Consider the following 14,310-nt stretch of genomic DNA (forward strand, 5'->3'; position numbering starts at 1 on the left):
TGTCACGCCGGAGGTCGCGGGTTCGAGCCCCGTCACTCGCGCCATTACGGCACGGATTATCATATCCACATCACGCCAGACGCAGCCGCGCTGGCGTTTTTTTGTGCCCGTTTTCCCACACGAAAAAATGACAACAACAATTTGTGCCATCCAAGTAATGGTCACATGATGTTGACGTAAATGGTCCGGAACATGTCCTCACAGTAATGTTCACCCAAGAACACGGTTAAGTAACTGTTCCCTGCATCATGTTGGGTCTAGCATCCTGAAAGCCAGAGATAAGTCGATAAAGACACCCGGTGGCGTATTAACAGGTTGGGAACACGGAAGATGCATTCCGTTATCGCTGATTATTTGCCCGTACTTATATTCGGCTGCATTGCAGTGGTGATCGCAGGGGCGATGCTGGGCAGCTCGCTGCTGTTTGGCCACCAGAAACCCTATGCCGAGAAAACGTCTGCATATGAATGTGGTTTCGAAGCATTCGACAATGCACGTCATCGTTTTGACGTGCGGTTCTACCTGGTCGCGATCCTGTTCATCATTTTCGATCTGGAGGTCGCATTCCTCTTTCCATGGGCTGTCAGCCTGTCACGGATCGGGTGGTTCGGGTTCGCGTCCATGATGGGCTTCCTGGGCGTTCTGGTGGTCGGCTTCATTTATGAATGGAGCAAGGGCGCGCTGGACTGGGATTGAGCATGACAAGGGGAGGCGCGCCAATGGGCACCAACGATACATCCGGGCCGGACCGGCCTGCGGACAGCATTGCATGGAACCGCGAAATGCTGCCGCCGGGACCGCAGCAGGATGCGGTGATCAAGGGCATTACCGGTGAAATCACCGAAAAGGGTTTCGTGGTCGCAAGCCTGGACAAGCTGGTGAACTGGGGCCGGACCGGCAGCCTGTGGCCCATGTCCTTCGGGCTGGCATGCTGTGCCGTGGAAATGATCCATGCCTACATGCCGCGTTACGACCTGGACCGCATGGGCATCATCCCGCGTGGGTCGCCGCGCCAGTCGGACGTGATGATCGTCGCCGGCACGCTGACCAACAAGATGGCGCCCGCCCTGCGCCGGGTGTACGACCAGATGGCCGAGCCGCGCTGGGTCATCTCCATGGGGTCATGCGCCAATGGCGGCGGATATTACCATTATTCCTATTCAGTGGTGCGCGGGTGTGACCGCATCGTGCCGGTGGATGTGTATGTTCCCGGCTGTCCCCCCACGGCGGAGGCGCTGATTTACGGGATTCTGCAGCTGCAGAAGAAAATTCGCAGGACAGGGACAATCCGCCGTGGCTGATCCCGTAAACATTCCCCCCGTCGCCGTGGCCGAACCGCGCACCGTGTCGGGCCCGCTGGGCGCAATCGCCTTTCGCCTGTCCACTGCCGTGCCCGGCATTATCTCGGCAGGGATCGAGAAGGGCGAACTGGTGGTGCGCACCACGCGGCATCGCCTGCTCGATCTAATGACCATGCTGCGCGATGACCCGCGTTATGCCTGCCAGCAGGTCATGGATATCTGCGGCGTGGACTTTCCTGACCGGGCCGAGCGGTTCGACGTGGTGTACAACCTGCTGTCCGTTACCCATAACCACCGCATCCGCGTGATCGTGACCACGGATGAAACATCCCCCGTGCCATCGGTTCACCAGCTGTGGCCCGCGGCCACATGGTGGGAACGCGAATGCTACGACCTGTTCGGCGTGCTGTTTACCGACCAGCCGGACCTGCGCCGCATCCTGACCGATTACGGGTTTGAAGGACACCCGCTGCGCAAGGACTTCCCGCTGACCGGTTATGTCGAGCTTCGCTACGACGAGGACCGGCGGCAGGTCGTCTATGAGCCGGTCGATCTGGTGCAGGACTTCCGCAATTTCGATTTTGAATCCCCCTGGGAAGGCATCCTGACCCTGCCGGGTGACGAAAAGGCGCATGCCGACCGCCAGGACATGAAACGACAGGGATAGGCGACAGATGAGCGACGTAACCCTTCGTAGTGATACGGACATCCCCGACAGCATGCTGCCTGAAGATCAGGACGGCGAGGTTAAGCGCCATGTGGTGGAAATTGATTCCCACGCGCTGAATTTCGGGCCCCAGCATCCCTCCGCCCACGGCGTGCTGCGGCTGGTGCTGGAAATGGAGGGCGAGGTCGTCGCCCGTGCCATTCCCCATGTCGGCCTGCTGCATCGCGGCACGGAAAAGCTGATCGAATACAAGACGTATCCCAAGGCGCTGCCGTATTTCGATCGCCTCGATTACGTCTCGCCGATGTGCGAGGAGCAGGCATTCGCGCTGGCGGTGGAAAAGCTGCTGAATATCGAAGCCCCGGAACGCGCCAGGTGGATCCGGGTCATGTTTGCCGAGATCACGCGCATCCTGAACCATATCCTCAACCTGACCTCTTTCGGGCTGGACTGCGGCGCGCTGACGCCCGCCCTGTGGGGATATGAAGAGCGCGAAAAGCTGATCGAGTTTTATGAAGCCGCATCCGGCGCGCGGTTCCATGCCAACTACGTCCGTCCCGGCGGCGTGGCGCGTGACCTGCCCGCCGGGCTGGAGGAGCGCATTGCCGACTGGGCGCGCACCTTCCCCAAATGGATTGATGACCTTGAATCGCTGCTGACCAGCAACCGTATCTGGAAACAGCGCACGGTGGGCATTGGCGTCTTTACCACTGAACAGGCGCTGGCCTGGGGCTTCAGCGGTCCGTGCCTGCGTGCATCGGGCGTGCCGTGGGACCTGCGCCGCAGCCAGCCCTATGACAATTACGACAAGGTCGAGTTCAACGTGCCCGTGGGCCGTCAGGGTGACTGTTACGACCGTTACCTGGTCCGTGTGGCCGAGATGCGTGAAAGCGTGCGCATCATCAACCAGTGTCTTGAGCAGATCCGTCCCGGCCCGGTGAAGGTGCGTGACCACAAGATCACGCCCCCGCCGCGCCGCGAAATGAAGCGGTCGATGGAGGCGCTGATCCATCACTTCAAGCTGTTTACCGAAGGCTATCACGTCCCGCCGGGCGCCACCTACACCGTGACCGAAACCCCCAAGGGCGAATTCGGCGTGTATCTGGTGGCCGATGGCAGCAACCGGCCCTATCGCTGCAAGATCCGGCCCACGGGTTTTTCCCATCTCCAGGCAATCGACGAGATGTCGCGCCGGCACATGCTGGCGGATGCCGTGGCCATTATCGGGTCGCTCGACCTGGTATTTGGCGAGATTGACAGGTGACCGACATGTCCGTCCAGCCCAACGCGCCTGATGGCGTGGAACCGACCCGGTTCGAATTTGATTCCGAGAGCGAACAGCAGATCGCGACCATCCTTGCCAAGTATCCGCCTGAACGCAAGGCAAGCGGCGTGCTGCCGCTGCTGTATGTCGTGCAGAAGCAGATGGGCCGCCAGACCGGCAGCGCGTGGATTCCCCGCGTGGCCATGGATGTGGTGGCCGCGCGGCTGGAAATGGCCCCGATCCGTGTTTACGAGGTCGCGACCTTCTACCTCATGTTCAATACGAAGCCGATCGGCCGGTACCACCTGCAGGTCTGCACCACCACGTCGTGCTGGCTGCGCGGGTCGGATGACGTGACGGCGGCATGCAAGGCGGCAACGGGCATCCGGGCGTTTGGGGAGACCAGCGCCGACGGCCTGTTCACCCTGACGGAGGTCGAATGCCTCGGGGCCTGCGCCAACGCCCCGATCCTGCAGGTTGATGATGATTACTACGAGGATCTGGACGGCCCGCGCACGGAAGAACTGATCGAGGCGCTGAAACGTGGCGAACGCCCCACGCCCGGACCCACCATCGACCGCCTGAACTCCGCCCCCGCCGGTGGGCGCAAGGTGTTGGTGGATGACGCGGCGCACAAGCCGCAGGGGCAGGGGTAAGGATCATGTTGCAGGACAAGGACCGTATTTTCACCAACCTGTATGGCCAGAATGACTGGCGGCTGGCTGGTGCCCGCGCCCGTGGCGACTGGAACGGCACGGCCGACATACTGGCGCGCGGGCCGGACGCCATCATTGCCGAGATGAAGGCATCCGGCCTGCGTGGGCGCGGGGGTGCGGGTTTCCCCACCGGGGTCAAATGGTCGTTCATGCCCAAGAAGAATGACGGACGGCCGCATTACCTCGTCATCAATGGCGATGAATCGGAACCCGGCACCTGCAAGGACCGCGAGATCCTGCGCCATGACCCGCACAAGCTGGTGGAAAGCGCGCTGATCGCGTCCTTCGCCATGGGGGCGCATGCGGCCTACATCTACATCCGTGGCGAGTTCTATAACGAGGCCATGCACCTCCAGCACGCCATTGACGAGGCGTATGAGGCGGGCCTGATCGGAAAGAACGCCTGCGGATCGGGCTGGGATTTCGATTTCTACATCCACCGCGGCGCGGGTGCCTACATATGCGGCGAGGAAACCGCCCTGCTGGAAAGCCTGGAGGGCAAGAAGGGCCAGCCGCGCATGAAGCCGCCTTTCCCCGCGGCGATGGGTCTGTATGGCTGCCCCACCACGGTCAACAATGTCGAAAGCATTGCCGTTTCCGCCACCATCCTGCGGCGGGGGGCGGCATGGTTTTCGGGGCTGGGGCGGCCCAACAACGCGGGCACCAAGCTCATGGCCATATCGGGCCACGTCAACACGCCATGCGTGTTTGAAGAAGAGCTGGGCGTGCCCATGAAGGACCTGATCGAAAAGCATGGCGGCGGCGTGCGCGGCGGGTGGGACAACCTGCTGGCGGTCATTCCCGGCGGCTGTTCGGTGCCCATGCTGCCGCGTGACGTGTGCGACACCGTGCTGATGGATTACGACAGCCTGCGCGCCGAAGGTTCCGGCCTTGGCACCGGCTGCATGATCGTGATGGACAAATCCACCGACATCATCGCGGCGATCGCCCGGTTCTCGAAATTCTTCAAACATGAAAGCTGTGGCCAGTGCACGCCGTGCCGCGAGGGCACGGGCTGGATGATGCGCATCATGGAACGCATGGTCGAAGGTCGCGCCGAGATCGAGGAAATCGACATGCTGGAACAGGTCACCCGGCAGGTGGAGGGACACACCATCTGCGCGCTGGGTGATGCGGCGGCGTGGCCGATACAGGGGCTGATCCGCCGGTTCCGTCCGGTCATGGAAGAACGCATCCATGCCTACAAGGCCGCCCATGGCGGCACGCGGCCCGTGCAGGTGCCCGCGGGCCTGGTTGAAGCTGCGGAGTAGGAACAGTGGTAAAAGTAACCGTTGACGGTATTCCGGTCGAAGTGCCCGCAGGTTCCTCCGCCCTTCAGGCGTGCGAGGCGGCGGGCAAGGAAATCCCGCGTTTCTGTTATCATGAACGCCTGTCGGTGGCGGGGAACTGCCGGATGTGCCTGGTCGAGGTATCGGGCGGGCGCAAGCCGGTGGCGTCATGCGGCTTCCCCATAGGTGAGGGGATGCACATCTTCACCGATACCGAGGTCGTGCGCCGCGCCCGCCGCGCGGTGATGGAATTCCTGCTGATCAACCATCCGCTGGACTGTCCCATCTGTGACCAGGGCGGCGAATGCGACCTGCAGGATCAGGCGTTCGGTTATGGCGCGGACCATTCCCGCTACCGTGAAAACAAGCGGGCGGTGACCGACAAGTACCTTGGCCCGCTGGTCAAGACGGTCATGACGCGCTGCATCCAGTGCACACGCTGCATCCGGTTTTCGACCGAAATCGCGGGCGTGCCCGAACTGGGCGGGGTTTCGCGCGGTGAAAACCTCGAAATCACCAATTATGTTGAAAAGGCCCTGACATCCGAACTGTCGGGCAACCTGATCGACATCTGCCCCGTGGGCGCCCTGACATCGCAGCCCTACGCCTTTACCGCCCGGTCATGGGAACTCAGGCGCACGGACTCGATCGATGTCTGTGACGCGGTGGGGACCAATATCGTCATGCATGCCCGGGGGGCTGCGGTGCTGCGCATCGTGCCGCGCATCAATGACGAAGTGAACGAGGAATGGCTGTCGGACAAGGGCCGGTTCGTGGTCGATGGTTTCCGTCGCCGTCGCCTTGACCGGCCATGGGTGCGGGTGGATGGCAGGTTGCAGCCCGCAAGCTGGCAGGATGCCTTTTCCACCATCGCCACGCGGCTGAAAAACGTACCGGGGGAGCGCATTGGCGCGATCGCGGGCGACATGTGCGACGCCGAAAGCATGATGGCGCTGAAGGACCTTATGGAAACACTGGGGTCCAGCAATATCGACTGTCGTCAGGACGGGGCGAAATACGATACGTCGCGCCGTGACTTCTATACATTCAACAGCGGCATTACCGGTATCGAGGATGCGGACGCGCTGCTGATCGTGGGCGCCATTCCCCGGCAGGAAGCCCCCGTGCTGAATGCCCGCATCCGCAAGCGCTTCCTTGCAGCCGGCCGGGGGGGCTTTCCCATCGCCATGATCGGCGCACCAAATGCCGACCCGACCTACGCCGCCACGGTTCTGGGCGAAGGTCCGGATACGCTGGCGAAGCTGGCCGCGGGGGAACTGCCTTTTGCCGATGTGCTGAAGAACGCGAAAAATCCCATGGTCATTGTCGGTCACGGCGCACTGACCCGCCCCGATGGACAGGCGATTGCAAAGGCATGCTGGGACCTGGCGGCGCAGGTGGGGGCGATCACGACTGACTGGCATGGCTTCAACGTGCTGCATACGGCGGCCAGCCGTGTTGCCGGGCTGGACCTTGGCCTTGTCCCCGGATCAGGGGGGCATGACGTGGCTGGCATGCTGGATGGCGGGGTGGATGTGCTGTGGCTGCTGGGCGCAGATGAATTCGCGACCGACCGCATCGGCCCGGAAACCTTTGTCATCTATCAGGGACATCACGGCGACGCGGGCGCCGCACGGGCGGATGTGATCCTGCCCGGCACGCTGTATGCGGAAAAGCCGGGAACCTACACCAATACCGAAGGACGGGTGCAGGAAGCCTTCCGCGCCATCATGCCGCCTGGTGACGCGCGGGAAGACTGGCGCATCCTGCGGGCCTTTTCCGAAGTGGCGGGGCGCAAGCTGCCCTATGACACGCTGGAGGCCCTGCGCGCGCGCATGGCGCGGGCCAATCCCGTATTCGGGCAACAGGCATGGACGCGACACGGCACGTCGGACACAGCCGCGCCACAGGCGGGGCCGGTGGCGGTGTCCGCTGATCCGTTCCGCCCGGTCATTGCCGATTATTACCTGACCCATGCCGTGTGTCGCGCCAGTCCCACCATGGAAACCTGTTCGGGGATTTATGTGCACCCCGCAATCGAGGCGGCGGAGTAGGCAAGATGGCAGATTTCTTCTTTCATACCACGCTTGGCCAGCTTCTGCTGATCGTGCTGGAAACGCTGGCGGTGCTGGTGCCGCTGCTGCTGGGGGTTGCGTACCTGACACTGGCCGAACGCAAGGTCATGGCTGCCATGCAGCTGCGCAAGGGGCCGAACGTGAACGGTCCGTTTGGCGTGCTGCAGGCCTTTGCCGACGCGATCAAGATGCTGACGAAGGAAACGGTGATCCCGTCGGGCGCGAACCGGATGCTGTTCCTGTTTGCGCCATTCCTGACGTTTTCGCTGGCCATGGTGGCGTGGGCGGTGATCCCGACGGGCAACGGGCTGGCCATCGCCAACATCAATGTGGGCGTGCTGTACCTGCTCGCGATTTCCTCGCTGGGGGTTTACGGCATCCTGATCGCGGGGTGGGCGTCCAATTCCAAATACGCCTTCCTTGGCGGGCTGCGCTCTGCCGCGCAGATGGTGTCCTATGAAGTGTCCATCGGGCTGGTGATCGTCTCGGTCCTGCTGGCGGTGGGCAGCCTCAACCTGAATGACATCGTGCTGGCGCAGCGCCATGTGTGGTTCTGCCTGCCCATGTTCCCGATGTTCATCGTGTTTTTCATCTCGGCGCTGGCCGAGACCAACCGCGCGCCATTCGACCTGCCGGAAGGCGAAAGCGAACTGGTGGCGGGGTTTTTCGTCGAATATTCCGCGCTGGCGTTCGGCCTGTTCTTCCTTGGGGAATACGCGAACATGTTCCTGATGTCGGGCATGGTCAGCATCCTGTTCCTGGGGGGATGGCTGCCGCCGCTGGGGATCGCGCCCTTTACGTGGATACCGGGGCCGCTGTGGCTGATCGCGAAGATCCTGTTCTGCCTGTTCGTGTTCATCTGGGTGCGCGCGACATTTCCCCGCTATCGCTATGACCAGCTCATGCGGCTGGGATGGAAGGTATTCCTGCCGTTCTCGCTGGCATGGATGGTGCTGAGCGCGGGATTCCTGATGGTAACGGGCCTTCTGCCCGGAGGAGCAGGCTGATGGGTACCTTAAGCAAAGCCGCCCGGTCCATGCTTCTGTCCGAACTGGTGACGGGCATGAGCGTGACACTGAAGGCGTTTTTCAAGCCGAAGGCCACGATCAACTACCCATATGAAAAGGGCGTGCTGTCACAGCGTTTTCGTGGCGAACATGCGCTGCGCCGTTACCCCAATGGGGAGGAGCGCTGCATTGCATGCAAGCTGTGCGAGGCGACATGCCCCGCGGAAGCCATCACCATCGAGGCCGAACCGCGCGACGATGGCTCACGCCGGACCACGCGCTACGACATCGACATGACCAAGTGCATCTATTGCGGCCTGTGCGAGGAAGCCTGTCCGGTCGATGCGATTGTCGAAGGCCCGAATTATGAGTTCGCGACCGAAACCCGCGAAGAACTTATGTACAACAAGGACAAGCTCCTGGCCAATGGCGACCGCTGGGAAAGCGTTCTCGCCCGCAGGCTTGAGCTTGATGCCCCGTACCGCTGACACCGCACGGCGGATGCGGCGCAGGCCGTCCCCGCCATGCCAGCAGGAGGAAACATCCATGCGGCAGGAAGCTCACCCATGATGACCCAGATTGTCTTTTACGTCTTTGCGGCGGTGCTGGTCCTGTCCGCCACCATGGTGGTGTGCGCGCGCAACCCCGTGCATTCGGTGCTGTTCCTGATCCTTGCGTTCTTCAACGCGGCGGGACTGTTCCTGATCGCGGGGGCCGAATTCCTCGCCATGACGCTGGTGATTGTCTATGTCGGCGCGGTCGCGGTGCTGTTCCTGTTCGTGGTCATGATGCTGGATGTCAATTTCGCGCAGATGCGTGAAGGCGTGCAGCGCTACGCGCCCATTGGCGGCGTGGTTGGCGGCGTGCTGCTGGTTGAACTGATCATGGCGTTCACGCACTGGCGGGTGGCCTCCAACATCGGTCAGATCAGGCACCTTGTCCCCTCATCGTCCGAGCGCACCAATACGGCGGCGCTGGGGGACGTGCTGTACACCCATTACATCTTCCTGTTCCAGTCCTGCGCGCTGGTGCTGCTGGTGGCCATGATCGGCGCGATCGTGCTGACGCTGCGTGACCGGCCCACCGGACGGCGGCAGGACATCGACCGCCAGCACGACCGCACATCAGCCGACAGTCTGGAAATGCTGCAGGTTCCGTTGGGTGCAGGGGTGGCGGCGCAGGGCGGCTTCCTGCGCCCGCATACGTCATACGACGTGGCGTCGGTGCCCGGCAGCTATGGCACCGAGGCGTGGCGTGAACAGCAGATGGCAGAAGAAACACAGACCGCGCTGGTGGTCATTCCCCCCGCGGCAGGAACGAAAGGACAGGACAATGCATAGCGCGATTGAGGGCATTGGCCTTGCGCCATACCTGAGCATTGGCGCGATCCTGCTGGTTCTGGGCGTGTTCGGCATTTTCGTGAACCGCAAGAACGTCATCATCATCCTGATGTCGATCGAACTGATCCTGCTGTCGGCCAATATCAATTTCGTAGCGTTTTCAGCCGCCACCGGTGACCTGTCGGGGCAGGTGATGACGCTGTTCGTGCTGACCATCGCGGCGGCGGAATCCGCCATCGGGCTGGCCATTGTCACGGTCTATTTCCGTAATCGCGGCTCGATCGAAGTCGATGATATCACGATGATGAAGGGGTAAGGGAAATGCAGATGGCATCCTTCCTTTTTGAAGTGGCGGTGTTCGCGCCCCTGATCGGCTTCCTGGTGGCGGGCTGTTTCGGGCACCTTATGGGTGATAACGCGGCGCGGTTCACCACCATTGCACTCATGACCTGTGCGGCGCTGTCGGCCATTGGCGTGCTGGGGTTCGAAATGGGCGACGTGGGCACGTTTGTCGTGCCCGTGGCCGACTGGATTCATGCCGCCGGCTTCCGGGCCGACTGGCAGCTGCGCATGGACATGCTGTCGGTCAGCGTGGTGGCCATGGTCACGGTGGTGTCCCTGCTGGTGCATGTGTACAGCGTGGGCTACATGGCGCATGAGGCGCGGCCGGTGTACCGCTTCTTTTCCTACCTGTCGCTGTTTACGTTCGCCATGCTCATGCTGGTGACGTCGGACAACCTGCTGCAGCTGTTCTTCGGCTGGGAAGGGGTGGGCCTGGCGAGTTACCTGCTGATTGGCTACTGGTATGACCGGCCATCGGCCTGTGCCGCCGCCATCAAGGCATTCGTGGTCAACCGCGTGGCGGACCTGTTCTTCCTTGTCGGTATCTCGCTGGTCTTCATCCGGCTGGGCAGCGTGTCGTATGACGATATTTTCGCCGCCATCCCCTACCATGTGAACGATACGTTCGTGCTGTTCGGCACGCATCCGCTGTTTGAAGTCATTGCGACGCTGCTGTTCATCGGGGCCATGGGCAAGTCGGCGCAGCTGTTCCTGCATACATGGCTGCCCGATGCGATGGAGGGGCCGACCCCGGTTTCCGCCCTGATCCACGCGGCGACCATGGTGACGGCGGGCATTTTCCTGATGGTGCGCATGTCGCCGCTGGTCAGCCTTGCACCCGTCACGCGCGACCTGATCGTGCTGGTGGGCGGCACCACCAGCTTCTTTGCCGCTACCGTGGGGCTGGTCCAGCCCGACATCAAGCGCACCATTGCCTATTCCACCTGTTCGCAGCTTGGCTACATGTTCGTGGCCGTTGGCGTGGGGGCGTATCAGGCGTCCATGTTCCACCTGACCACGCATGCGTTTTTCAAGGCGCTGCTGTTCCTTGGTGCGGGCTGCGTGATCCATGCCGTGCATGATGAACAGGACATGTTCCGCATGGGCGGGCTATGGCGGAAGATCCCCTTCACCTATGCCGCCATGTGGATCGGCAGCCTTGCGCTGGCGGGTATCTTTCCCTTTGCCGGGTACTGGTCGAAGGACGCAATCCTTGAAGCCGCATGGATGTCGGACAGCGGCATGGCCCATTATGGCTGGGTCATGGGGTGTGTGACCGCGTTCCTGACCGCGCTGTACAGCTGGCGCCTGATCTTCCTTGTGTTCCATGGCAAGCCGCGTGACGCGCACCTGCATGACGGCGCGCATGAAAGTCCGGCATCCATGCTGGTGCCGGTGGGGCTGCTGTCGGTTGGCGCCGTGGTTGCGGGCGTGGTGCTGGCGCCGTTCTATATCGGCAGCCACCAGGCCGCGTTCTGGAACGGGGCGATTGCCGCCATTCCCGGTCATGACGTGATCGAACGCCTTGAACAGACGCCCGGATTCATTGCGCTGGTGCCGACATTTGCCGCCGTATTCGGCATTGCCGTGGCCTATGTCTGCTATATCGCAAGCCCCGGCATTCCCGCGGCCCTCGCGCGTAGCCTGCGTCCGCTTTACCTGTTCCTGCTGAACAAATGGTATTTCGACGAACTGTATGACGTGGCCATCATCCGTCCCTATCGCGCGATTGCGCGCCTGTTGTGGAAGGGCGTGGATGAGGACGTGGTCGAGGGCATACCCGAAGGGCTGGCCCGCCTGACCGCAGGCAGCGCGGGGCAGGCCGTGCGCATCCAGACCGGGTCCATGGCCGTCTATGCCTTTTCCATGCTGATCGGGCTGGTGGTGCTGCTGACCACCATGCTGTTCTTCCGCTAACCCCAGGGACGTCAGGGCCAATACCAATGAACTGGACACTTGCGCTGCCTGAAATCGTGCTGGCCCTGTCGGGGCTGGTCATCCTGCTTGCCGGGGTGATGCAACGGCGCGGGCAGGCCTTTTTCTCCTGTGCGATGATGACGCTGCTGGCCCTGGTGGTCACGGGCATCCTTGTCGTGTTTTCGCCCGATGGCACCGGCTACGGCCATATCTTCATCAATGACGGCTTTGCCCGTTTCATGAAGGTGCTGAGCCTGACGGGGGCTGCGCTGTCGGTGGTGCTGAGCGTGGGATATGCGCGGGAAATGGAAATCGACAAGTTCGAATTTCCGGTCCTGATCGCGTTTTCCACGCTGGGCACGATGATCATGGCGTCATCGGGCAACCTCATGACGCTGTTTGTCGGGCTGGAACTGTCCTCGCTGTCCATCTACATCCTGTGCGCTTTCGCGCGTGACCGGGTGACGGCGGCGGAAGCGGGGCTGAAGTATTTCGTGCTGGGGTCACTGGCGTCGGGGCTGCTGCTGTATGGCATTTCGCTGGCCTATGGCTTTGCCGGGACGATGGAATATGCGGGCCTGCAGCAGGCGGTGCGCGGCAGCGCCGTGCTGCCCGCGGGGCTTATGGTGGGGATCGTGTTCGTGCTGGTCGGGCTGTGTTTCAAGCTGTCCATGGTGCCGTTCCATATGTGGACGCCCGATGTGTACCAGGGCGCGCCCACCTCGGTCACCGCCTACATGGCCGGCGCACCCAAGATCGCGGCCTTTGCCGTGCTGCTGCGCGTCATGGCCGGTCCCTTTGGCAGCATGACGCCGCAGTGGCAGCTGCTGATCGAGGTCGTGTCCGCTGCCTCCATGGTGTTCGGGTCGCTTGCGGCCATTCCGCAGGGGAACATCAAGCGGCTGATGGCGTATTCCTCCATCGGGCATATGGGCTACGCCATGATCGGCATGGCGGCCGGCACGGCGGAGGGTACGCGTGGCACGCTGGTCTATCTGGTGACCTACCTGTTCATGAATGTTGGCGCGTTTGCGGGTATTGTCGCCATGCGCCGCAGGGGGCGCGCGGTCAGCCAGATCAGCGACCTGTCCGGTCTGGGCCGTACCGATCCGGGCATGGCGCTGGCCATGGCGGTGTTCATGTTCTCCATGGCGGGGGCGCCGCCGCTGGCCGGGTTCTTTGGCAAGCTTATGGTGTTCTATGCCGCGATCAACGCGCATCTTTACGGACTTGCGGCAATTGGTATCGTCAGCAGCGTGATCGGGGCGTATTATTATATCCGGATCGTCAAGATCATGTTTTTCGATGCCGCCGCCCCGGCGCTGGACCGTTCGCCTGTTTCCGTCTCGTTCGTATCGGTGGGAATGGGTCTGGTGACCACGTTCTTCGTGGTGGGACTTGGTCCCGTTGCGACAGCAGCACAGGCGGCGGCGAGCGCACTGTTCAGGTAACGCATGACCCAGCCCGCCATCTGCCCCTCCGTCGTGTCCATTCCCCGTGGCAATGGGGGGGCGTGGCGGATGGAGGTACATGACAGGCTGGGATCGACATCCGACCTGTGCAGGGCCCGGCTTGATGCAGGGCAGGGGGAGGATGGCATCGTCATCCTCGCGCTGGAACAGACGGCGGGACGGGGTAGCCGGGGACGGGAATGGCATGATCCTGGTGGCAACCTGGCCCTGTCCATCATGCTGGTGGGACCGGGGGCGGTGGTGCCGGTGGGGCTGTGGCCGTTCATCGCCGGTCTGGCGTTGCATGACGCCATTGCGGGTTACGTGCCCCCCGGTCATGCGCTGGAACTGAAATGGCCCAATGACCTGCTGCTGGATGGCGGGAAGATGGCCGGTATCCTGATCGAGACCGGAACGGGGGGCGACGTGTCATGGCAGGTGATCGGCATTGGCGCGAACCTGCGCGGCAGGCCCGATATCGCTGGCCGCGCGCTGTCCTGCCTGGCGGATTGCGGGGGGGACGTGCCTGCCGCCCCCGAGGTGGCGCGCGCCCTGCTGCACCATCTGGACCTGTGGCTGTCGCGGTATGGCGCGCATGGCTTTGACACCATTCGCGCGGCCTGGCTGGAACGTGGGCACGCGATTGGCACCCCCATCCGGGTTTCGGCGGGAAACCAGCAGTTTACCGGCACGTTTGCAGGGCTGGGGGATGACGGTATCCTGCTGCTGCACACGCCTGCGGGCGTGCGGCGCGTGGTGACGGGCGAGGTACTGCTGGCCCCGGTGAACCGAGAATAATCGGCCCGGATCAAGGAAAGAGATTTAAGTTGGCGGGATTACATGATAATCCCGTGCAGGATTTTATGGCGAAAGGTGTCGAGCGCCGTCCCCCCGTCCGGGCCGGGGGATGTGCTGCTCCACCCGCGCCAGCAGGACAGGCG

Annotated in this window: 14 protein-coding genes; all 14 read left to right on the plus strand. The window is 62.5% G+C overall.

Annotated elements, in window-relative coordinates; genetic code table 11:
* The first annotated feature begins 330 nt into the window (after positions 1 to 330).
* The 14 genes from B7449_RS04220 (at position 331) to B7449_RS04285 (ending at position 14,167) form a co-directional block, all read left to right on the plus strand.
* On the plus strand, positions 331 to 696 hold the full coding sequence (locus tag B7449_RS04220) for an NADH-quinone oxidoreductase subunit A (RefSeq protein WP_010506373.1): 366 nt from the start codon (positions 331 to 333) through the stop codon (positions 694 to 696).
* Positions 697 to 719: 23 nt separating this feature from the next.
* Positions 720 to 1,301, plus strand: coding sequence for a NuoB/complex I 20 kDa subunit family protein (locus B7449_RS04225; RefSeq protein ID WP_010512938.1), 582 nt, complete (start codon positions 720 to 722; stop codon positions 1,299 to 1,301).
* On the plus strand, positions 1,294 to 1,968 hold the full coding sequence (locus tag B7449_RS04230; protein ID WP_039734608.1) for an NADH-quinone oxidoreductase subunit C: 675 nt from the start codon (positions 1,294 to 1,296) through the stop codon (positions 1,966 to 1,968). The genes B7449_RS04225 and B7449_RS04230 overlap by 8 nt, the downstream gene beginning before the upstream one ends.
* A gap of 7 nt (positions 1,969 to 1,975) precedes the next feature.
* Complete coding sequence (locus B7449_RS04235; protein WP_039734607.1) at positions 1,976 to 3,232, plus strand: NADH-quinone oxidoreductase subunit D; 1,257 nt, start codon at positions 1,976 to 1,978, stop codon at positions 3,230 to 3,232.
* Between the two features lie 5 nt (positions 3,233 to 3,237).
* Positions 3,238 to 3,888, plus strand: coding sequence for a complex I 24 kDa subunit family protein (locus B7449_RS04240; RefSeq protein ID WP_039734605.1), 651 nt, complete (start codon positions 3,238 to 3,240; stop codon positions 3,886 to 3,888).
* A gap of 5 nt (positions 3,889 to 3,893) precedes the next feature.
* Positions 3,894 to 5,219, plus strand: coding sequence for an NADH-quinone oxidoreductase subunit NuoF (gene nuoF / locus B7449_RS04245; protein WP_039734604.1), 1,326 nt, complete (start codon positions 3,894 to 3,896; stop codon positions 5,217 to 5,219).
* 5 nt (positions 5,220 to 5,224) lie between these two features.
* Positions 5,225 to 7,291, plus strand: coding sequence for an NADH-quinone oxidoreductase subunit NuoG (gene nuoG / locus B7449_RS04250; RefSeq protein WP_039734603.1), 2,067 nt, complete (start codon positions 5,225 to 5,227; stop codon positions 7,289 to 7,291).
* A 5-nt stretch (positions 7,292 to 7,296) separates the two neighbouring features.
* Positions 7,297 to 8,319, plus strand: a complete 1,023-nt coding sequence (gene nuoH / locus B7449_RS04255) for an NADH-quinone oxidoreductase subunit NuoH (protein WP_039734602.1) — start codon at positions 7,297 to 7,299, stop codon at positions 8,317 to 8,319.
* A complete protein-coding gene (nuoI, locus tag B7449_RS04260) occupies positions 8,319 to 8,807 on the plus strand; it encodes an NADH-quinone oxidoreductase subunit NuoI (protein ID WP_039734601.1) in 489 nt (162 codons plus the stop codon). The genes nuoH and nuoI overlap by 1 nt, the downstream gene beginning before the upstream one ends.
* 78 nt (positions 8,808 to 8,885) lie before the next feature.
* Positions 8,886 to 9,659: an NADH-quinone oxidoreductase subunit J gene (locus B7449_RS04265; RefSeq protein ID WP_039734600.1), complete on the plus strand. Its 774-nt coding sequence runs from the start codon at positions 8,886 to 8,888 to the stop codon at positions 9,657 to 9,659.
* On the plus strand, positions 9,652 to 9,975 hold the full coding sequence (gene nuoK / locus B7449_RS04270) for an NADH-quinone oxidoreductase subunit NuoK (RefSeq protein WP_010506353.1): 324 nt from the start codon (positions 9,652 to 9,654) through the stop codon (positions 9,973 to 9,975). Before B7449_RS04265 ends, nuoK begins: the two co-directional genes overlap by 8 nt.
* A gap of 5 nt (positions 9,976 to 9,980) precedes the next feature.
* Positions 9,981 to 11,918 carry an NADH-quinone oxidoreductase subunit L gene (gene nuoL, locus B7449_RS04275; protein WP_039734599.1) on the plus strand — a complete coding sequence of 646 codons (1,938 nt, stop codon included), beginning with the start codon at positions 9,981 to 9,983 and terminating at the stop codon, positions 11,916 to 11,918.
* 26 nt (positions 11,919 to 11,944) lie between these two features.
* Positions 11,945 to 13,369: an NADH-quinone oxidoreductase subunit NuoN gene (nuoN, locus tag B7449_RS04280; RefSeq protein ID WP_039734598.1), complete on the plus strand. Its 1,425-nt coding sequence runs from the start codon at positions 11,945 to 11,947 to the stop codon at positions 13,367 to 13,369.
* A gap of 3 nt (positions 13,370 to 13,372) precedes the next feature.
* Positions 13,373 to 14,167: a biotin--[acetyl-CoA-carboxylase] ligase gene (locus B7449_RS04285; RefSeq protein WP_039734597.1), complete on the plus strand. Its 795-nt coding sequence runs from the start codon at positions 13,373 to 13,375 to the stop codon at positions 14,165 to 14,167.
* The last annotated feature ends 143 nt before the right edge of the window (positions 14,168 to 14,310 follow it).

It is taken from the genome of Komagataeibacter intermedius TF2 (assembly GCF_000964425.1).
In the GTDB taxonomy this organism is placed as follows: Bacteria; Pseudomonadota; Alphaproteobacteria; order Acetobacterales; family Acetobacteraceae; genus Komagataeibacter; species Komagataeibacter intermedius.